Annotated in this window: 16 protein-coding genes, 1 tRNA gene and 1 pseudogene; 10 read left to right on the top strand and 8 right to left on the bottom strand. The window is 76.5% G+C overall.

The genetic code is table 11. From position 1 onward, the window contains the following. Window positions 1-8 precede the first annotated feature (8 nt). Window positions 9-1166 (bottom strand): aminopeptidase P family protein, encoded by a 1158-nt coding sequence (locus ACIRBY_RS24680; protein ID WP_403904008.1) that lies wholly within the window; start codon window positions 1164-1166, stop codon window positions 9-11. Window positions 1167-1517: 351 nt separating this feature from the next. Then, window positions 1518-1907, bottom strand: a pseudogene (locus ACIRBY_RS24675) (LysR substrate-binding domain-containing protein); the annotation flags it as partial. Window positions 1908-2139: 232 nt separating this feature from the next. Here ACIRBY_RS24675 and ACIRBY_RS24670 point away from each other — a divergent pair. Further along, a complete protein-coding gene (locus ACIRBY_RS24670; RefSeq protein ID WP_403903956.1) occupies window positions 2140-2520 on the top strand; it encodes a hypothetical protein in 381 nt (126 codons plus the stop codon). A gap of 74 nt (window positions 2521-2594) precedes the next feature. Continuing rightward, a tRNA-His gene (locus ACIRBY_RS24665) sits at window positions 2595-2667 on the top strand. A 63-nt stretch (window positions 2668-2730) separates the two neighbouring features. On the opposite strand, the gene ACIRBY_RS24660 is transcribed toward ACIRBY_RS24665, so the two are convergent. After that, window positions 2731-3540 carry an alpha/beta fold hydrolase gene (locus tag ACIRBY_RS24660; protein ID WP_403903954.1) on the bottom strand — a complete coding sequence of 270 codons (810 nt, stop codon included), beginning with the start codon at window positions 3538-3540 and terminating at the stop codon, window positions 2731-2733. Window positions 3541-3558: 18 nt separating this feature from the next. Between ACIRBY_RS24660 and ACIRBY_RS24655 the strand changes: the two genes are divergently transcribed. Then, window positions 3559-4275, top strand: a complete 717-nt coding sequence (locus ACIRBY_RS24655; RefSeq protein ID WP_403903951.1) for a hypothetical protein — start codon at window positions 3559-3561, stop codon at window positions 4273-4275. Here ACIRBY_RS24655 and ACIRBY_RS24650 read toward each other — a convergent pair. Then, window positions 4262-6322 carry a phosphocholine-specific phospholipase C gene (locus ACIRBY_RS24650; protein WP_403903948.1) on the bottom strand — a complete coding sequence of 687 codons (2061 nt, stop codon included), beginning with the start codon at window positions 6320-6322 and terminating at the stop codon, window positions 4262-4264. The genes ACIRBY_RS24655 and ACIRBY_RS24650 overlap by 14 nt on opposite strands. A 367-nt stretch (window positions 6323-6689) precedes the next feature. On the opposite strand from ACIRBY_RS24650, the gene ACIRBY_RS24645 reads away from it, so the two are divergent. The 7 genes from ACIRBY_RS24645 to ACIRBY_RS24615 all read left to right on the top strand — a co-directional run bounded on the left by ACIRBY_RS24645 (window position 6690) and on the right by ACIRBY_RS24615 (window position 15456). Beyond that, window positions 6690-8618, top strand: coding sequence for a GTPase-associated protein 1-related protein (locus ACIRBY_RS24645; protein ID WP_403903945.1), 1929 nt, complete (start codon window positions 6690-6692; stop codon window positions 8616-8618). Between the two features lie 388 nt (window positions 8619-9006). Continuing rightward, on the top strand, window positions 9007-10029 hold the full coding sequence (locus ACIRBY_RS24640; protein WP_403903942.1) for a 3-oxoacyl-ACP synthase III family protein: 1023 nt from the start codon (window positions 9007-9009) through the stop codon (window positions 10027-10029). Continuing rightward, a complete protein-coding gene (locus tag ACIRBY_RS24635) occupies window positions 10026-10775 on the top strand; it encodes a glycosyltransferase family 2 protein (RefSeq protein ID WP_403903939.1) in 750 nt (249 codons plus the stop codon). Before ACIRBY_RS24640 ends, ACIRBY_RS24635 begins: the two co-directional genes overlap by 4 nt. Continuing rightward, entirely contained in the window at window positions 10775-12259 is a 1485-nt protein-coding gene (locus tag ACIRBY_RS24630) for an AMP-binding protein (RefSeq protein ID WP_403903937.1), read from the top strand. The genes ACIRBY_RS24635 and ACIRBY_RS24630 overlap by 1 nt, the downstream gene beginning before the upstream one ends. Continuing rightward, a complete protein-coding gene (locus ACIRBY_RS24625) occupies window positions 12256-13011 on the top strand; it encodes a glycosyltransferase (protein ID WP_403903935.1) in 756 nt (251 codons plus the stop codon). Before ACIRBY_RS24630 ends, ACIRBY_RS24625 begins: the two co-directional genes overlap by 4 nt. Further along, a complete protein-coding gene (locus tag ACIRBY_RS24620) occupies window positions 13008-14183 on the top strand; it encodes a cytochrome P450 (RefSeq protein WP_403903933.1) in 1176 nt (391 codons plus the stop codon). Before ACIRBY_RS24625 ends, ACIRBY_RS24620 begins: the two co-directional genes overlap by 4 nt. A 106-nt stretch (window positions 14184-14289) precedes the next feature. Then, window positions 14290-15456, top strand: coding sequence for an NAD-dependent epimerase/dehydratase family protein (locus ACIRBY_RS24615; protein WP_403903931.1), 1167 nt, complete (start codon window positions 14290-14292; stop codon window positions 15454-15456). Between the two features lie 3 nt (window positions 15457-15459). Here the strand turns inward: ACIRBY_RS24615 and ACIRBY_RS24610 are convergent, their stop codons facing one another. From ACIRBY_RS24610 to ACIRBY_RS24595, 4 genes are all read right to left on the bottom strand, one after another. Next, window positions 15460-15660 carry a hypothetical protein gene (locus ACIRBY_RS24610; protein WP_403903929.1) on the bottom strand — a complete coding sequence of 67 codons (201 nt, stop codon included), beginning with the start codon at window positions 15658-15660 and terminating at the stop codon, window positions 15460-15462. Between the two features lie 224 nt (window positions 15661-15884). Next, window positions 15885-16292, bottom strand: a complete 408-nt coding sequence (msrB, locus tag ACIRBY_RS24605) for a peptide-methionine (R)-S-oxide reductase MsrB (RefSeq protein WP_403903927.1) — start codon at window positions 16290-16292, stop codon at window positions 15885-15887. 15 nt (window positions 16293-16307) lie between these two features. After that, entirely contained in the window at window positions 16308-17702 is a 1395-nt protein-coding gene (gene murC / locus ACIRBY_RS24600; protein WP_403903925.1) for a UDP-N-acetylmuramate--L-alanine ligase, read from the bottom strand. Window positions 17703-17790: 88 nt separating this feature from the next. Then, the gene (locus ACIRBY_RS24595; RefSeq protein ID WP_403903922.1) at window positions 17791-18258 is read right to left on the bottom strand and encodes an indole-3-glycerol phosphate synthase; all 468 of its coding nucleotides are present in this window, start codon (window positions 18256-18258) and stop codon (window positions 17791-17793) included. Window positions 18259-18400: the final 142 nt, after the last annotated feature.

The following is an 18400-nucleotide window of genomic DNA, read 5'->3' as shown; positions in this document are numbered from 1 at the left end:
CGGCGGGGCTACTCCACGACCGCCATCTCGCGCGGGGCCTCGTTGAGCCGGCGGCCGCCGTCCTCCGTGACCGTGACGATGTCCTCGATGCGGACGCCGAAGCGGCCGGGCAGGTAGACGCCGGGTTCCACGGAGAAGCACATGCCGGGGACGAGGGGCTGCTCCTCGCCCTCGACCATGTACGGCGGCTCGTGGGTGGTCACGCCGATGCCGTGGCCGGTGCGGTGGATGAAGCGGTCGCCGTAGCCGAACTCGGTGATCACCGCGCGGGCGGCGCGGTCGACGTCCTGGCAGGCGGCGCCGGGGCGGACGGCCGCGAAGCCGGCCTGCTGGGCCTCGCGGACGATGTCGTGGACGCGCTGCTCCTCGGCGGTGGGTTCGCCGACGTGGACGGTGCGGGAGATGTCGGAGCCGTAGCCGTGCTTGAGGCCGCCGAAGTCGAGGACGACCATGTCGCCGTGCCGGATCACCCGGTCGCCGGCCTCGTGGTGCGGGTTGGCGCCGTTGGGGCCGGATCCGACGACGGTGAAGTCCACCTGGGAGTGGCCGTGGGCGCGCAGCAGCGCGGCGAGGTCTGCGGCGACGTCGCTCTCGCGGCGGCCGGCGAAGGGGACGTGGAGGATCTGCTCGTAGGCGGCGTCGGCGGCGGCTCCGGCGGCCGCGAGCCGGGCGAGTTCGCGGTCGTCCTTGACGGCGCGGAGCATCGGCAGGACCTCGGTGAGCGGGGCGTAGGAGCCGGCGGGCAACTCCTTCTGCAGGCCGAGGAGGTGGAGCGCCCAGGTGTTGTCGCTGACGCCGAAGCGGCCGCCGGCGCCGAGGAGCGGGGCGGTGGTCCGGTACGGGTCCGTGCCGTCGGTCCAGTCCCGCAGGGTGAGGGCGCCGGCGCCGGGGGCCTTGGCGGCGTCGGGTGCCTCCAGGGCGGGGACGACGAGGACGGGCTCCCGGCCCGCGGCGAGGACGAGCACGGTGAGCCGCTCGGTCTCGGCGGTGGGGCGGTATCCGGTGAGGTGGGCGAGGTCGGGGCCGGGTGCGATGAGCAGGCCGGCCAGTCCGGCGTCGGCGGCGGTCCGGGCCGCGGCGGCCATGCGGGCGGCGTAGTCGGCGGTGGTGAAGGGGGCCGGGCCGGGGTGGGCGGGGGCGGCCTCAGGACGGGGTGCGGTGGTCATACGGGGATCCTGCCGTGAGGCGTGCGGCGGGCGCAGCGGCCGCGCCGGTCGTCTTCGCGGGCACGAGGAGCTCCGTACGGGCACCAGGCGCGGGGCGTCGAGCGGTACGGCGACGCCCGTGCCGGAGGCGGTGGCGACTCCGCGCGGCAGGAGGACGAGGCCGTGCCCGGCGGTGGCGAGGGCGCACAGGGCGCGCAGGTCGGTGCCGTCGTGGCGCAGGGCCGGTGCGCGCGGAGCCGTGGGCGGGGGTGAGCGGGAGCCCGGCGTCGGGGCGTCGGGGCAGCGGGCGTCGGGGCGGCAGGCGTCGGGGCAGCGGGCGTCGGGGCAGCGGGCGTCGGGGCAGCGGGCGTCGGCGAGGTCGTCGAGCCGGACGGCGGCCCGCCGGGCGAAGGGGTGTCCGGCCGGGAGGAGGAGGGCCGGCGCCTCCTCGCCGACGCCGGTGGTCCTCAGCGGGGCCGCGTCGGGCGGCCGGACGGGGTCGCCGGGTGCGGCCGGGTCGTCCACGAGGCCGAGGTCGCAGTCCCCGGCGGCGACGGCGGCGGGCACCCGGTCCGGGGGCAGGACGCGCAGGGTGACGCCGGTGGCGGGGAGGGCGGCGAGCAGGCGCGGGCCGACGGCGAGGGGAAGGCGGCGAGGGCGGCCCGTCCGGGCGCACAGACCGCCCCACCGGCCGCCGCAGAGACCGTACAGGCCGCCGCACCGGCCGTACCCGCCGTCCCGCCGGCCTTCCCGCCGTCCCACCCGCCTCGCCGCCCCTTCCCACCCGCCTCGCCGCCCCTTCCCACCGGCCTCGCCGCCGGCCCGGATCGCCCTGGTCGGCGACCGGTCCCCGCACGCGGCGGCCCGCACCCGGGTCCCGCTGCTCCTCGACGCGCCGGCCGCGCGCAGGGGGCTGGTCCTCGACGCCTACCGGATCCCGACCGGGGACGCCGCGGCGGAGGCCGTCGCGGGGACGCCGGCCCGGTTCGACGCGGTGCGGGTGCTGCCGGGCAGCCCGTATCAGCCGGGCTCGCTCGCGGAGTCGGTGCTCGGGGCGGAGCGGTCGACGGAGCGCTACCACTGCGGCTGCGGTCCGGCCCCGCGGCACCTGCCGCAGCTCACCGCGCACGGGCTGCGGCTGTCGGGCCACGACGAGGAGGGGCGGGTGCGGATGGCGGAGCTTCCCGGGCACCCCTTCTTCCTGGCCACGCCCTTCCAGCCGGAGCTCGCCGGGAGCGGGACGCGGGACGCGGCCGCATCCGGTGGTCCGGGCCCTGCGCTGGCCGCGGCGGCCGTCGCGCACGCCGCGCGCCGTGCGGACGGTCCCGTCGCCCGGCCGGCGCGGGGCCCGGCCGCCGGTCGGGCGGGCGGATAACCGGGCGCGGAAGCACCCATCTGATCGGCTATGCTGTGCTTGCACAACGAACGGGTGGTCCGCCGCCCTTCGTGGTGGGTGTAGCTCAGTTGGTAGAGCACCTGGTTGTGGTCCAGGTGGCCGCGGGTTCGAGTCCCGTCACTCACCCTTACCGTCCCGTAGGGGGTACGAGGTCCGCCTCGTACCCCCTACGGGCGTTGCCGTCGGCGCTCACCCGCGGAGGAAGGCCTCCACCTCCGTGACGAAGGCCACGGGAGTCTCGTGCGGCGGGTAGTGGCCGGCGCCGGGGACCGTGACGAGCGTGCAGTCCGGGTACCAGGCCTGCCAGGTGGTCCGCATCACATCGGCCGTCAGAGCGAGGTCGTACTCCCCCACCAGGACCAGGACCGGGACGGTGCTGCCCTTGACGGCGGAGGACAGGTCGCGGGGCTGCCAGTCGGCGAGGTAGCCGGCGAAGGCCTCCGGGCGGGAGACGGCCAGGGAGTGGGCGACCATCCGGTCCAGCCAGTGGCGGCTCGCACGGTGGCCGGTGACGAGGTCGAGGATGGTGCGGCGCTTGGCGGGGTCCTCGGCCGCGCCGTGGAAGAGGGCGTGGGTGGCGTCGTCCATCGCGTAGGGCGCGGCCGGGACGGGGCAGAGGCCGATCAGCTTCTCGACCCGCTCGGGCGCCCGGACCAGGACCTGCTGGACGGCCTTGCCGCCCATGGAGTGGCCGAGCAGGGAGAAGGTGTCCCAGCCGAGCTGGTCGGCGAGTTCGAGGACGTCGTCCGCGATCTCCGGAAGGGTGTGGCGGCCGGGGACGTCGCGGCGCTCGCCGTAGCCGCGGTAGTCGAGGAAGGCGTACGAGAAGCCCTCGGGGTCCATGTAGTCCAGCACGGAGCCCCAGTTGGCGGAGGTCCCGAACCAGTCGTGCAGCACGATGACGCGAACGGGTCCGGTGCCGATCGTGCGGTGGGCGATGGCCATGCGTTCTCCCTCGGTGAACGGGTCGGGGAATCCGACGCCGTTCGTTCTGCCCACCGCGCCTACGATCACACCGTGCAGCCGAAACCGCCCCGCAAGCCCCTGGTCATGGGGGACTTCTCGCGGCCCGACGGGGCCCGCCACCCCCACCACCCCGCGCGCTACGAGATCGCCGACCCCGCCGAGATCCGCGAGGTCCGGGCCGTCCGCCGGATCGGGCGCCAGAGGGCGGCCGCCGCGGCCGCCAAGGGCGTCGTCTTCTGCTCCTGCGGGGACGACGACGGAACCGCGCACCCCACCCCCGAGTCGAACCGGCTGCTCGACCCGCTGTCCCCCGACGGGATCCCGGCCCGGCACCGGGAGCGGTGGGCCGCGGCGGCGCCGGAGGCCCTGCGGGCGTACGCCCGGGCGCTGGCCGGGGGCGAGGAGGAGCCCGCACCGCCGCGCGGGGTGCCGTACGCGGTGGTGTTCCGCTGGCTCGGCGCCGTACGGGCGGAGCCCCGCGACGCGGCACGGCTGCTCGCCGAGCGGGGCCCCTGCCGGCTGCTGGCCGGGGTGTCCACGGAGGAACTGGCCTGGGCGGTGCGCGGGACGGGCCGGGCCGGGCTGGAGGGGGCGGTGCGGTTCTTCGCGAGCGAGGAGTTCACCACCCGCCACCCCAAGCGCCGCCGCGTCCCCGACACCGCCCGTGACCTGCTGCTCCGGCACGCCCGCAGCCACCGCCCCGCGGACCTGCCGGTCCTGGAGCGGCGGCTGCTGCGCACGCCGGACGACCGGGTCAGACGGTCTTGATCGCCGGGTCCGAGACGCCCGGGGCGCCCGTCTCCACGTGGCCGGCGAAGCGGCGCAGGAAGGTGCTGTCCGCGTCCGAGACCACCGTCAGGTCGTACCAGCGGCCCGAGGCGCGCAGGTCGACGGTGTAGGGGACCGTGGCCCCCGGGTTGACCTTGAAGGTCTGGGCGGCGCCGCCGTAGGCCTGGGTGACCGTGAGGTTGACCGCGGTCGAGCCGCCGTTGGTCAGGGTCAGGTCCAGGTTGCCGGTGGCGTCCACGTGGCGGGCCGTGACCTCGGGGCCGGCCTTCTTCGCCGGGCCCTTCCAGGTGCGCAGGAAGCCGTTGGGGCCCCAGACCGTGAGGTCGATCTTGTTGCCGGTGGAGCTGCTGGTGCTCCAGGTGTCCGAGAGGGTCTTGCCCGCCTCGACCGTGTAGGGCCAGGGGCCGTCCGTGCGGTTGCCGGAGGTGCTGTGGAAGTGGGCGCCGAGCTTCGGGCCGGAGGAGAAGGTGAGCGTGAACTTTCCGGTGGAGGTGGTGCGGGAGCCGTCCACGTACGGGCTGTAGCCCAAGGCGCGGGTGGGCTTGGAGCCGGCCTCCTGCTTGGGCAGGGTGCCCGTCGCCGGCGGGACCGGGTGGTAGGAGGGGTGCGCGTTGTGGTCCGCCGGTACGTAGGCGGTGGTGGAGGGCAGGGACGCGGGGCTCGCGTCGGCCCGGGTGAAGTCGAACGCCGAGGTCAGGTCGCCGCAGACGGCCCGGCGCCAGGGCGAGATGTTGGGCTCCTGCACCCCGAAGCGCTTCTCCATGAAGCGGATCACCGAGGTGTGGTCGAAGGTCTCGGAGCAGACGTAGCCGCCCTTGCTCCACGGGGAGACCACGATCATCGGGACGCGCGGGCCCAGGCCGTACGGGCCGGCGTTGTAGCCGCCGCCACCGGCGTACAGGTCGCGGGTGACGTCGGCGGTGGACAGGCCCCAGGCGGAGGAGGCCGGCGGGTACGGGGGCACGACGTGGTCGAAGAAGCCGTCGTTCTCGTCGTAGGTGATGAAGAACGCCGTCTTCGCCCACACCGCCGGGTTCGCGGTGAGCGCGTCCAGGACCTGGGAGATGTACCAGGCGCCGAAGTTGACCGGCCAGTTCGGGTGCTCGCTGAAGGCCTCGGGGGCCGCGATCCAGGAGACCTGCGGCAGGGTGCCGTTCACGACGTCCGCGCGCAGCTTGTCGAAGTAGCCCTCGCCCGCCTTGGCGTTGGTGCCGGTGCGCGCCTTCTCGTACAGGGCGTCGCCGGGCTGGGCGTTGCGGTAGTTGTTGAAGTACAGGAGGGAGTTGTCGCCGTAGTTGCCGCGGAAGGCGTCGCCGATCCAGCCCCAGCCGCCGGCGGCGTTCAGGCCGTCGCCGATGTCCTGGTAGATCTTCCAGGAGACGCCGGCCGCCTCCAGGCGCTCGGGGTAGGTCTTCCAGCCGTAGCCCGCCTCCTGGTTGCCGAGGACCGGGCCGCCGCCGGTGCCGTCGTTGCCGGTGTGGCCCGTCCACATGTAGTAGCGGTTCGGGTCGGTGGCGCCGATGAAGGAGCAGTGGTAGGCGTCGCACACGGTGAAGGCGTCGGCGAGGGCGTAGTGGAACGGGATGTCGTTCCGCGTCATGTACGCCATGGTGGTGGTCGTCTTGGCCGGCACCCACTTGTCGTACTTGCCGTTGTTGTACGCCTGGTGGCCGCCGGCCCAGTCGTGGTTGAGGCCCTCGACGAACTGCATGCCGAGGTCGTTGACCTGCGGGTGGAAGGGCAGGATGTCCTTGGTGCCGTTGGACTGGTAGAAGACCGACTTGCCGTTGTCCTGGAGGACGGGCCGCGGGTCCCCGAAGCCGCGGACGCCCTTCATCGAGCCGAAGTACTGGTCGAAGGAACGGTTCTCCTGCATGAGGACGACGATGTGCTCGATGTCCTGGATGGTTCCGGTGCTGCCCTGCGCCGGTATGGAGGCGGCGCGGGCGATGCTCTCGTTCAGCATCGCGGCGGCGGCGGTGCCGCCCGCGATCTGCAGGAACCTGCGTCGGTTCAGTTCAGCCATGGTGGACGACCTCTGGGAGTGAGGGGGGAGACGGGCGCCCCAAGGACAGCGGGCCCGGGGTACCGGACGGAGATCCCCGTCTGACGTCGGGCCGTACAGCGGGCGAACGGAAGCCGCCGGGGGCGGAACTCCCGTACTGCTCGCACATCTGGTGGAATGACCTCCCACACACAGCACGGGGGGCGCGGGGCATGGCGGGGAACGGGGCCGGGCATGCCGTGCGCCCGGGCGGCGGAACGGGTCGGGAAGCGGTTCGGGACACGGTTCGGGCAGCGGTGCGGGGAACGACGGTACGGGCAACAGGGCTGTTCGCAACAGACACTGACGGTACGTCAGTGACGGGTGCGGCCGGGGCGGAGGGGGACGCGTGAGCCTTCCGCAGCTCCACTACGACGGCGGGCCCGGCTTCGCCGCGGTGACGCCCGGGGTGTCCGCGGCGCTGCTGCGCGCGGCGGAACCGCTCCTCGCGGACGGGCCGCCGCAGGGTCCCGGGGTGCTGAGCCTGAGCCTGCTCCCGGGCGGCGGCCGGCTGCTGGCCCGCGCGGTCCGCACCGGGTCCGGGTTCCACGCGCACGCCGTGCACCTGCCCGAGGAGGCCGGGGGCGCCCTGCCGATCACCGCCTGGGGTTCGGCGCAGTGGCGGGACCGGACCCCGCAGGAGGGGCCGCCGCCGGCGCTCGACCGGATACCCGCGCCGGGGCCCTACGACCGGGCCGCGATGGCGGAGTTCGTGGCCGCCCGGGGGCCGTGGCTCGCCGCGTTCTTCGACGACGTGCGCCGGGTCGCCGAGGAGCCGGGTGCGCCGCGGATCGTGCTGGTGGAGGCGGACGGCGCGGACGTGGCCCGGTGGGTCATGCTGGCGTGCGGGGTTCTGCCGCACGCGCGCGGCCGGCGGCTGAGCTTCACCACGTCCGCGCGGCACCCGCTCGACGCCCCGCAGCAGCTGGTCGGCGTCCTTCCGCAGGACGCCGGCGCGGTGGCCGGCGGGGGCCGGCGCCACCGGGTGTACGAGGCCGCGCGCGGACCGGCCCCGGAGGCGCCCCGGGGCCCGGCGGCGCTGTGGGCGCGGACGGCCGCCGCCGTGTGGTCGGCCGGGCGGGCGGAGCTCTTCGCGCAGGTGCGCCGGCTGCCCGGGGAGCCGTACGGGGCGGGCCCGCTGGCCGCGCTCGCGCTGGCCGCCGGGGTCCCCCTGGGCTCGGCCGCCCGGGCGGCGGCGGCCGAGTGGGCCGCCGGGCACGGGGACGCGCTGGACGGCGTACGGCTGCGCGCGCTCGCCGGCGTGCTGCTCCGGCCGGGCGGGGAACCGCGCGGGGCCGCGGAGGCGGCGGCGGCGCAGCGGCTGCCGGCCTCGCTGGACGCGGCGGCGCGGGGCGCGCTCGCGGCGGAGCTGGAAGCGGAGCTGCGGGCCGCCCTGGCCGGCCCGGAGGGCGAACCGGCGGCGCCGGCGCTGCTGCTGGTGTCCGCCACCTCCCTCGGCGCGGACACCGCGGGGCTGCTCCCCCAGGCGGCGCGGAAGCTGGCGTGGGCCCTGTTCACGGATCCGGAGTGGGCGTACGGGGAGGAGGTACGGGCGGCGCTGGCCGAGCTGCCGGCGCTGCGCGCCCTCGTGCTCGACCGCCTGGACTCCCTCGCGGCGGGCGATCCGCCCGCCGGGGCGCGGCTGTTCGCGCGGACCGCGCTGCGGCTGGGGGCGGCGGAGGCGCTGCCGCACCTGCGGATGTGCGCCCTGGGGCGGCCCGCGGGCGACCGGGTGGTGGCGCTGGACGCCCTCCTGCGGGAGGCCGGGGTCTCCCCGTACGCGGAGCCGCTGGTCCTACGGACGGGGATGCGGCTGGTGTGGGACGGGGACGCCCCGGCCCCGGTGGAGGCCCGCCTCCTCCTGGCCACGACGGGCGCCCCGGTCCACCGCCGGGCGGGCACCTGGGACCTCCTGGCCCGCGCGGCGACCGGGTCCCCGGCCGGGGACCCGGAGGCCCCGGAACTGGCGGCGGAGGTCCTGCGCCACTTCGGGGAGGAGCTGCCGGCGGAGCTCCGGGAGCGCCTCCTGGAACGCGCGGACGCGCCTGCGGCGCAGGCGCGGCAGGAACTCCCCGAGTGGCTGTCACAGGACCCGGACCACACCGGCCCGTCGACGGGGGACCCCGATCGGCTCCCGGAGGCCTCCGGCGTCGCCCCCGGAACCGAACCGCCGCCGCGATCGCCCCACGACCGGCCCCGCCCCGGCCGCCTCGCCCGCCTGCGCGGGCGCCTCACCGGCCCCGGGGACCGAGGGGAGCCGCCCGCGGCGGCGGACTGACCCGGCGCCGGCCGGCCCGCCACGCCCCGGTGCGTCTGCCTACAGCCGTCGGCCGACGCACCGGGCACCGGGCACCGGGCACCGGGCACCGGGCACCGGGCACCGGGCACCGGGCACCGGGCACCGGGCACCGGCGAGAACGCCCCGCCGACGCCCGGGGCACGGGGTCCGGGGGCGGAGCCCCCGGGGAACGGTGGAAGGGCGGGTGGGGGACCCGCCCCGCGCAGCGGGACACCACCCGCGCCGCCGTCCGGCCCCGGCGGGCCGACGGGGCCGGGCGGCGGCGCGCACCTGAGCCGTCGTACCGATCCCTACTCAGCACCCCCCGCAAGGGATCTGAGCACCCGTACTCAGGCCCGTCCACCCGCCGCGTTGCCATCGTGGACGCATGCCCATACAGCCTTGTGATCCGCGGCCGCGCGTCGGCATTACCGCCGTCGGCAGCCTGTTGCCCGAGGACGCGCTGTCCTCCGACGACCTCCAGCGGGAGGTCACCCGGCGCAGCGGCATCGCGCTGCCCGCCCGGATCCTGGCGCAGGCCACCGGGATCGTCTCGCGGCGGGTCGCGGCCGAGGGGGTGTACGCCTCGACGCTGGCGGCGGGCGCGGCCCGGCGGGCACTGGACGCCGCCGGGCTGGACCCGCTCGACATCGACCTGCTGGTGTTCGCCTCCGCCTCGCGGGACGTGGTCGAGCCCGCCACCGCGCACATCGTGCAGGCCGAACTCGGTTCGCGGGCGCACGCCGTCGACGTCACCAACGCCTGCAACAGCTTCGTCAACGGCATCGACCTCGCCCGGAGCATGGTCCTCGCCGGCCGGTCCCGGCGGGCGCTCGTGGTCACCGGGGAGACCCCGAGCCGGGCGGTGCGCAAGGACCCCGCCGACTTCGCGGAGTTCCGCCGCGGTTTCGCCGGCTACACCTTCGGCGACGCCGGCGCGGCCGTGGTCGTCGAGGCCGTGCAGCGCGGCGGGATCCTGGACGTGGACAGCGAGACGCATTCGGAGCACTGGGAGGTCGGCGGCATCCCCGGCGGCGGGTCGCGGCACCCGCGCGGGGACGCGTACACCTACTTCCAGGGCGACGGCCACGAACTGCGCGGGGTCTTCGAGAAGGTGGGCACGGCGGTCGTCGACCGGACGCTGCACCGCGCGGGCACGGGCTGGGACGGGTTCGCGAAGGTGCTGGTGCACCAGGTGACGGTGCCCTACCTGGAGCGGTTCGCTGAGCTGACCGGCGTGCCGGAGCGGAAGCTGGTGGTCACGGTGCCCGGGCTGGGCAACGTGGCGAGCGCGAGCATCGGGGTGCAGCTGGACCGGGTGTTCGGCGGGCTGGAGCCGGGCGAGCGGGTGCTGTTCGTCGGGCTGGGCGGCGGGATCAGCATCATGACGATGGTCTGGGAGAAGTCGTGAGCGGCGCGCGGATGTGGGTGGTGGTGCCCGCGCACGAGGAGGCGGCCCGGATCGGGGGGACGCTGCGGGCGCTGGCCGCGCAGCGGGACCGGGACTTCACCCTGCTGGTCGTCGACAACGCCTCGGCGGACGGGACGGGGGCCATCGCGCGGGAGTTCGCGGCGGGAGCGCCGTTCCCGGTGGAGGTGGTAGAGGAGCCGGAGAAGGGGGTCGGTTCGGCGGTGGACACCGGGTTCCGGTACGCGATCGCGCGGGGCGCCACCCTGCTGGCCCGGACGGACGCCGACTGTCTTCCCGGACCCGGCTGGGCGGGTGCGGCGCGGGCCGCGCTGCTGGAGCGGCCGGGGCTGGTGTGCGGGCGGATCACGGCGCGGCGCGACGAGCACGGGCCGCTGGGCCGGGCCGCGTTCGCCGGACTGGTGGGGCTGGCCGCGCTGTTCGGGCGGTTGCGGCCGCAGCACGCGCGGCGCCGCGGCTACCGGGCCCCGTACCGGATGCACGCGGGGAACAACATGGCGATCACCGCGGAGCTGTACCTGGCGGTGGGCGGGATGCCGCGGCGGCCCTCGCCCACGGACCGGCTGTTCCTGAACGCGGTCCGCCGCCACACCGACCGGATCTCCCGCTGCCGGGGCATGGTCGTGGAGAACTCCACCCGCCGGCTGCGTGCCTACGGGCTTGCCGGGACCGCCCGCTGGTACCTGGACCAGGGCAGCGGCACGCACGGAACGGACGACCCCCGCTGATGCTGGACCGACTGGATCACGCGCTGCGCGCCCGGCCCGAGCGGCCGGCCGTGCTCACCGCCGCCCGCAGCGGCGCCACCCGGGTGCGGGCCACCCGGGGTGAACTCGCCGAGCTGGCCGACGCGTTCGCCGCCGCACTGCACGCGCGCGGGCTGCGGGCCGGCGACACCGTCGGGGTCGCCGTACGGCCGGGGCCGCGCGCGCTGGCGGTGCTGCTGGCGCTGTGGCGGCTGGGGCTGCGCGGGGCGGTGCTCGACCCCGGGGCCGGGGCGCAGGTGCTGCGGGCCCGGCTGGCGCTGGCCCGGCCGGCGCTGGTGCTGGCGGACGCGGCCGCGCAGGCGGTGGCGGGGTGGGCTGCGCCGCTGGCCCGGCGGGCCCGGCTGGAGCTGCCGGAGCTGGCCGCGCTGGGGCCGGTGGCCACGGTCGGGCCCCGGCTGCCGGGCTGCGCGCCCGCGCTGGACCTCGGGGCGCCCCGGGCGGGGGTGCCGGCCGGGTACGGGGGCGACGGGGACGCGGTGGTGGTGTTCACCTCCGGGACCACCTCCCGGCCGCGCGCGGTGGTGCACACCCGGGCCGGTCTGGCCGCCGGGATGGAGACGGTGTCCGGACTGTTCGAGGCGGGCGGCTCCCCGGGGGAGCCGGTGCTGGGCGGGACCTTCTTCGTCCTGGTGCCCTCGCTGGCGCACGGGGCGCCGGTCGCGCTGCCGGCCCGCTCCCCCGCCGTGCTGGCCCGGCAGCTGGCGCGGCTGCGGCCCCGGGACACGTACCTGACGCCGCCGCAGCTGCGGGACGCGCTCGGCGCGGGGGCCCGGTTCGGGGGCCGGGTGTGGACGGGTTCGGCTCCGGCGGGCGCGGCCCTGCTGGGGCGGGTGCGGGAAGCGGGGGCGGAGCAGGCGTGGGGGGTGTACGCGCTGACCGAGCTGTTCCCGGCCGCCGCGGTGGAGTCCCGGGAGAAGGGCGCCTTCGACGGCGCCGGGGACCTGGTGGGCGCCCCGCTGCCCGGGGTGCGCACGGCCGTGGACGCGCGGGGGCAGCTGCTGCTGGCCGGTCCCGCGGCCAGGGACCGCTACCTGGGCGAGGAGCCCGACCCGTGGGTGCGGACGGGCGACCGGGCGCGGCTGGACGGGGCGGGGCGGATCGTGCTGGAGGGCCGCTGCAAGGACATGGTGCTGCGGCGGGCCGAGAACATCTACCCGGGCCTGTACGAGCCGGGCCTGCACGTGCCGGGGGTGGAGCTGGGCGTGCTCGTCGGGGTGCCGGCGGGCGACGGGGACGAGCGGCTCGTCGCGGTGGTGCAGCCGCAGCGCGGGGTGCCCGAACCGGCCCTGCGCGCGGCCCTGTCGGAGCCGCTGCGGGCGATGGGCACGGCCCGGCCGGACGCCCTGCTGTTCGCGGACATCCCGCTGTCGGGGCGCTCGCGCAAACCGGACCGGGCGGCGGTGTCGGCGCTGGCGGCGGCCCGGCTCGGAAGGGGTGCGGGATGAACCTGTGGGTGGTGGTCCCGGCGTACGACGAGGCGGGGTCGATCGGGGCGACCCTGGCGGCGCTGGCCGCGCAGGAGGACACCGGCTTCCGGCTGGTGGTCGTCGACAACGCCTCGACGGACGGGACGGCCCGGGTCGTACGGGAGTTCGCGCGCTCGGCGCCGTTCCCCGTCGAGCTGGTCCACGAGCCGGAGCCGGGGGCGGGGACGGCGGCCGACACCGGGTTCCGGCACGCGGCGCGCGGCGGGGCGCGCCTGTTGCTGCGCACGGACGCGGACTGCCTGCCCGCCCGGGACTGGACGGCCGTCGCCCGGGCGGAGTTCGGGCGGGGGGCGCAGATGCTGTGCGGGCGGAGCGTGCCGCGACGCGACGAGCGGCCGACGTTCGCCGAGGCGCGGCTGCTGCCGGCGCTGGTGCGGCTGACGGCGCTGTACGGCCGGTGGCGGCCCGCGCACCGCGGCGCGCGCTTCCGGGCCCCGTACGTGCTGTGCCACGGCCACAACCTCGGCATCACGGCGGAGCTGTACCTGCGCTGCGGCGGGGCGCCGCGCGAGCGGCTGGAGGAGGGCTCGGAGGACGTCACCCTGCTCAACCGGGCGCGGGAGCACAGCGCGCGGGTCGTGCGCTGCGAGCGGCTGGTGGTGGAGAACAGCCTGCGGCGGCTGCGCTCCTGGGGTGCGCGGCGCACCCTGCTCTGGTACTGGGACCGGCGCTACCGGCCCGTCGACACGAAGGAGGTCCACGTCCGATGACCATCCCCCACAGCCGGGCCCGCAGGCGGGACCGCCGGGTGTACCTGCGCAGCCATCCCCTCCTCTTCGGGCTGCTGGCCGCGACGCGCGGGCGCGGTGTGCGGCGGCTCGGCGGGACGGTGCTGGTGCACGACGCGGAGGCGTACCGGCAGGCGCTGACCCGGCTGCCGCTGGACCGCGCGGCGGCGGGGACGACGGGCGGGGCGGCCCGGGAGGCGCTGCGCGGCGCCGGGGGCGTGCTGTTCGACCAGGAGGGCGGCGGGCACCGGACCGGCCGGCGCGGGGTGGCCGGGGGGCTGGGCGCGGCCGGGGTGGAGCGGCTGCGGGAGGTGTGGCGGCCGCTGCTGGTACGGGGGCGGGCGCCGCTGGAGCGGGGCGGGGAGGTGGACGTGGTGGAGCTGGCGCGGGAGCTGGCCGGGTCGGTGGTGTGCGCCCTGCTGGACTGCGCGGCCGACCCGCGGGAGGTGGCGCGGGCGGCGGCCGCAGCCGCGGCGGCCTCGGTACGGGACCACCTGCCGGGCCCGCCGAGGCCCGGCGCGGCGCAGGAGGCGGTCCGGGCGGCGGAGCGCCTCCAGGGGCTGCTGGGGGACGCGGACCCGCTGTCCGCGATGCTCGCGGTGGCGGCGGTGAACACCACGGTGGCGGCGCTGCCGCGGGCGGTGGCGTGGTGCGCGGACGCCGGCCTGTGGGAGCAGGCCGCGGACGCGGAGCTGCGGCCGCGGCTGGCGGAGGAGCTGCTGCGGGTGACGGCGGCCTCGCCGGTGCTGCCCCGGGTGGCGGCGGCGGACGGGGTGGTCGGGGGCTGCCCGGTGCGCGGCGGGGACCGGCTGCTGCTGGTGGCCCGGCACGCGGCGGGGGCGCACCGGCGTGACCCGGACGGCAGGGCTCCGGCCGGGCCGGGGGTGGCGCGCCTGGTGTTCGGGGCGGGCCCGCACGCCTGCCCGGGCGCCCGGCTGGCGACCGTCCAGCTGGCCGACGTCCTGGAGGCCCTGGCCCCGTACCGGCCGGTGGTGACGCGTGCCCGGGTGGACCGGCGCGCGGCCCTGCCGGGCTGGCGGGAGCTGAGGGTGGGGGCGGGCGCGAGCGGCTCCCGCCCGGCCCCCACCGCCCCCGCCGGGCGCCCGGGTTCGTGCCCGCGGGGACTCGGGCGGCCGGCGGGGGCCGGCGCATGAGCACGCCACTCCGGGGGGCCGACGGCTCCCGCCCCCGCACCGCCCGCGCATCGGGCCTCCCGACGGACGGCCCGCACCGCAACAGGACGACGGGAGGGACCCGCGCATGAGGATCGCGGTCACGGGTGCGAGCGGTTTCTGCGGCGGCCACGTCGCCCGGGCGGCCGCCGCGGCGGGCTCCTCGGTGGTCTGCCTGGGGCGCAGGCCGGGGCCGCTGGGCGAGCAGCGGTTCTGGGACGCGGCGTCGGCCGGGCCGGACCTGTCGGGGGTGGACGTGGTGGTGCACTGCGCGGCGGCCGTGGGCGATCCGGCGCCGGGCTCGCGGGCGGAGGCGGTGATGCGCGCCGTCAACGTGGGCGGCACCGCGCGGCTGCTGCGGGCTGCGGCGGGCCGGCCGGTGGTGTGGGTGGGCAGCGCGAGCGTCTACGACCCGCTGCGCGACCGCTCCCGCGTGACGGAGGACCATCCGCGCGGGAACCACCTCAACGCCTACGGCCGCACGAAGGCGCGGGGCGAGGCCCTGGCGCTGGCGGCGGGCGCGGTGGTCCTGCGGCCGAGGGCGGTCTACGGCCCGGGGGACACGCAGCTCCTGCCGCGCCTGCTGTCCCGGGTCCGCGCCGGCACGCTCCTGCTGCCGGGCCCGGACGTCCCCCTCAGCCTGACGGCGGTGGAGAACCTGGCGGACGCCTGCCTGGCGGCGGCGGCCTGGGCCCCGGGCGCGTACAACATCGCGGACGCGGCCCCGTACGAACGGGACGCGGCGGTCACGGCGGTCCTGCACGCCCACGGCGTCCCGGCCCGGATCCGCCACCTCCCCCTGCCCCTGGCCGCCGCGGCGGCCCGGGCGGCGGAGGCGGCGGCCCGCCTGACGGGCGGCGAGCCGGCCCTCAGCCGCTACGCGGTGGACCAGCTGGCCCACCCGGTGGTCCTGGACCTGACCAAGGCCCGATCCCAGGGCTGGTCTCCGGACCGGACCCTGGAGGACCACCTCCGGTCCCGGCTCAGCCCGTGTCTCGTTCGAGAGCCTGCGGCGGACTCACGTTCCGCAGCGATTCGACGAGGAGGTCAGCGGCCCGCTCCGGACACCACCCCCCTGTGGGACGACTTCGCTCCTGCGGAACCGGGTGTCCTGTCGGCCCTGCTCGGCGGACGGCGTCGCTACGAGCAGCAACTCGCGCTGCAGCGGGAGCGCTTCGCCGCGGCCGAGGACCTCCACCGCCGGGCCGTGGCCGATCACCGGAACCAGGCGGATGCGTCATCCAGGCCGCCCTGACGTTCACACGGGCTGTACGTGCACGTCAGGCGGGTTGAGTACCGCCAGGTACGCCTGGATGTCCTCCGGATCGGACGTGAAGATCACGGCGCTGCCGTGCTTGGCTGCGGCCAGTGCCACCCAGGCGTCCACCGCGTCCGGCTTCTTCTGCGCCGGCAACGCCGCCTCGGCCAGCGCTGCGCCCACACGGCGCCAGTCGGTCATGTCGGGTCCGGTCAGGCAGGCAGGCAGGCAATGCATTCCGGTCGCCCTGATCCGGTCTGCCGCATGGCAGGCTCCGAGCTCCTGGCCTGGGGCACGGTGCAGTCAGCCATCACGCCTGCAAGGGCGTGGACGAGGGCCGGCCGGGGCCTCCACACCTGGGCGAAACGCCGTGGCCCTCCGCGCCGCGATCGGCGACTCGGAGGGCCATGGCCCCTCGGCGCCGGTCAGCCCTCGGTCGGGGTGAGGCGCAGGGAGATGCTGTTGATGCAGTAGCGCTGGTCCGTGGGGGTCGGGTAGCCCTCGCCCTCGAACACGTGGCCGAGGTGGGAGCCGCACGTCGCGCAGAGGACCTCCGTGCGGACCATGCCGTGCGAGGTGTCGGCCTTCAGCTCCACCGCCTCGCTGTCCTTCGGGTCGAAGAAGGACGGCCAGCCGCAGTGGGACTCGAACTTCTCCGAGGAGCGGAACAGTTCGGCGCCGCAGCCGCGGCAGGAGTAGACGCCCTCCGTCTTGGTGTCCGTGTACTCACCGCGGAACGCCGGCTCGGTGCCCGCGAGGCGGAGCACCTGGTACTCGGACGGGGTCAGCTCCGCCTGCCACTGCTCGTCCGTCTTCTGGACCTCGTACGCCATGACGCTCCCGCTCCCTCAGTTCGACAGGCGGGCGAGGATCTGGGGTCCCAGGTCCGTGACGTCGCCCGCGCCCATCGTGAGAACGAGATCGCCGGGCTTGGCCATTCCCGCGATCACGTCGGCGACGGCGCCCTTGTCGTGCTCGGGGGTGACGTCGGCGCCGGCGGCGCGGGCGGCGGCGATGATGATCTCGCTGGTCACACCGGGGACCGGGTCCTCGCGGGCCGGGTAGATGTCGAGGACCACGGAGGCGTCGGCGAGGGCGAGGGACTGGCCCATCTCCTTGCCGAGCTCCTGGGTGCGGGAGAAGAGGTGGGGCTGGAAGACGACCAGGATGCGGGAGTCCGCGGCGGCGCCGCGGATGGCCTCCAGGTCGGCGGTCATCTCCGTGGGGTGGTGGGCGTAGGAGTCGATGACCTGGACCCCGGCCGCCTCGCCCTTGAGCTGGAGGCGGCGCTTGACGCCGGTGTACTTGCCGAGGGCGGAGGCCAGGTTGTGCGCGGGGATGCCGAGGGCGACGCCCGCGGCGAGGGCCGCGACGGCGTTGTGCGCGTAGTGGCGGCCGGGCACGGAGACGGTGAAGGTGAGCGGGCGGCCGTCGAGGAGGACGGTGACCTCGCTGGCCAGGCCGCGCGGGGTGATCTTGGTGATGCGGACGTCGGCGTCCTCGTCCTCGCCGTACGTGACGACCTCCAGGCCGTCGCGGCCGGCGACGCGGCGGGCGATCTCGGCGGCGCCGTCCTGGCCGTGGGCGACCACGAGGGTGCCGCCGGGGACGACCTTGCCGACGAAGGTCTCGAAGGACTCGTAGATCTCGTCCATCGACGCGTAGTTCGCGTGGTGGTCGAGCTCCGCGTTGAGGATGATCGCGACCTGCGGGGCGTACTTGTGGAAGCTGCGGTCGCTCTCGTCGGCCTCGGCCACGAAGATGTCGCCCTCGCCGTGGTGGGCGTTGGAGCCGGGGGCGTCCAGGTCGCCGCCGATGGCGTACGAGGGGTCGAGGCCGAGCGCCGCGAGGGAGACGGCCAGCATCGAGGTGGTGGTGGTCTTGCCGTGGGTGCCGGCGACGGCGATCGGGCGCAGCCCGTCCATCAGGCCGGCGAGCGCGTCGGAGCGGTGCACGACGGGGATGCCGAGCTCGGCGGCGCGGGCCAGCTCCGGGTTGTCGGCGCGGATGGCGCTGGAGACGACCACGCAGGTGGACCCGGGGGCGAGGTGGTCGGCGGCGTGCCCGATGTGCACCGTGGCGCCGTGGGCGCGCAGCGCCTCGGCGGTCTCGGAGTCACGGGCGTCGCTGCCGGCCACCTGCGCGCCGCGCTGGGCGAGGATCTTCGCGATGCCGGACATGCCGGCGCCGCCGATGCCGATGAAGTGGGGCCGTTCCATCGCGGTCGGCAGGCCGGGCTTCATTCAGGTCGCTCCAGGATCGAGTGCGGGGGCCCGCAGGCGTCGTCCGCGGGGTCCGCGGGACGGGTCCGCGGGGTGTGTCGCCCCCAGCCTATTCGTTGTGGGCGAAGAGCTTGAGCACCGGAACCCCGACCTTGTGCCGCGCGCGGGAGGCCCAGTCCCGGTGGAAGAACTCCTCGACGTAGTGCGGAGCGGTCAGGACGATCACCTCGTCGGCGTGCACCTCGTCCACCACGTCCTTGAGCTTGTCGAGGGGGTGCTCCTCGACGATCTGGCCGACGGCCTGGGCGCCGTGCTTGCGCAGGGAGGCGAGCGAGTGGGCGAGGGCCAGGGCGGCGGGGCCGCGGGCGGCCTCCCCCTCGGGTTCGTCGGCCTCGTGGAGGGCTTCGGGGAGTTCGCCGAGCGCTACGTCGTCGATGGCGCGGAGCAGTCGGTCCCGGTCACCCCTGGGTTGCATGAGGACGACGAAGGAGACCGGCTCGTCTCCGTGCAGGGTGGTGACGAAGTCCACGTCCACCGTGGTCAGCGGCTGCTCGATCATCAATACGCTCGTGAACACGGACGCCCTCTCCTTCATGCGCCGAGGCCGGTCGGCCGGCCCCTGCGGAAACCATCCTGCCCCGCTGGGGCGCGGGGCCTGCGCAGGTATACGTGCCCAGCTACGTACCCTTCGGAAGCTAAGCGGAACGCGAAATTCCGCT

Origin of the sequence: Streptomyces sp. NPDC096136 (assembly GCF_044763325.1) — a bacterium.
In the GTDB taxonomy this organism is placed as follows: domain Bacteria; phylum Actinomycetota; class Actinomycetes; order Streptomycetales; family Streptomycetaceae; genus Streptomyces.
The sequence above is the reverse complement of the archived record's forward strand: the minus strand, read 5'-3'. Positions and strand labels throughout refer to the sequence as shown.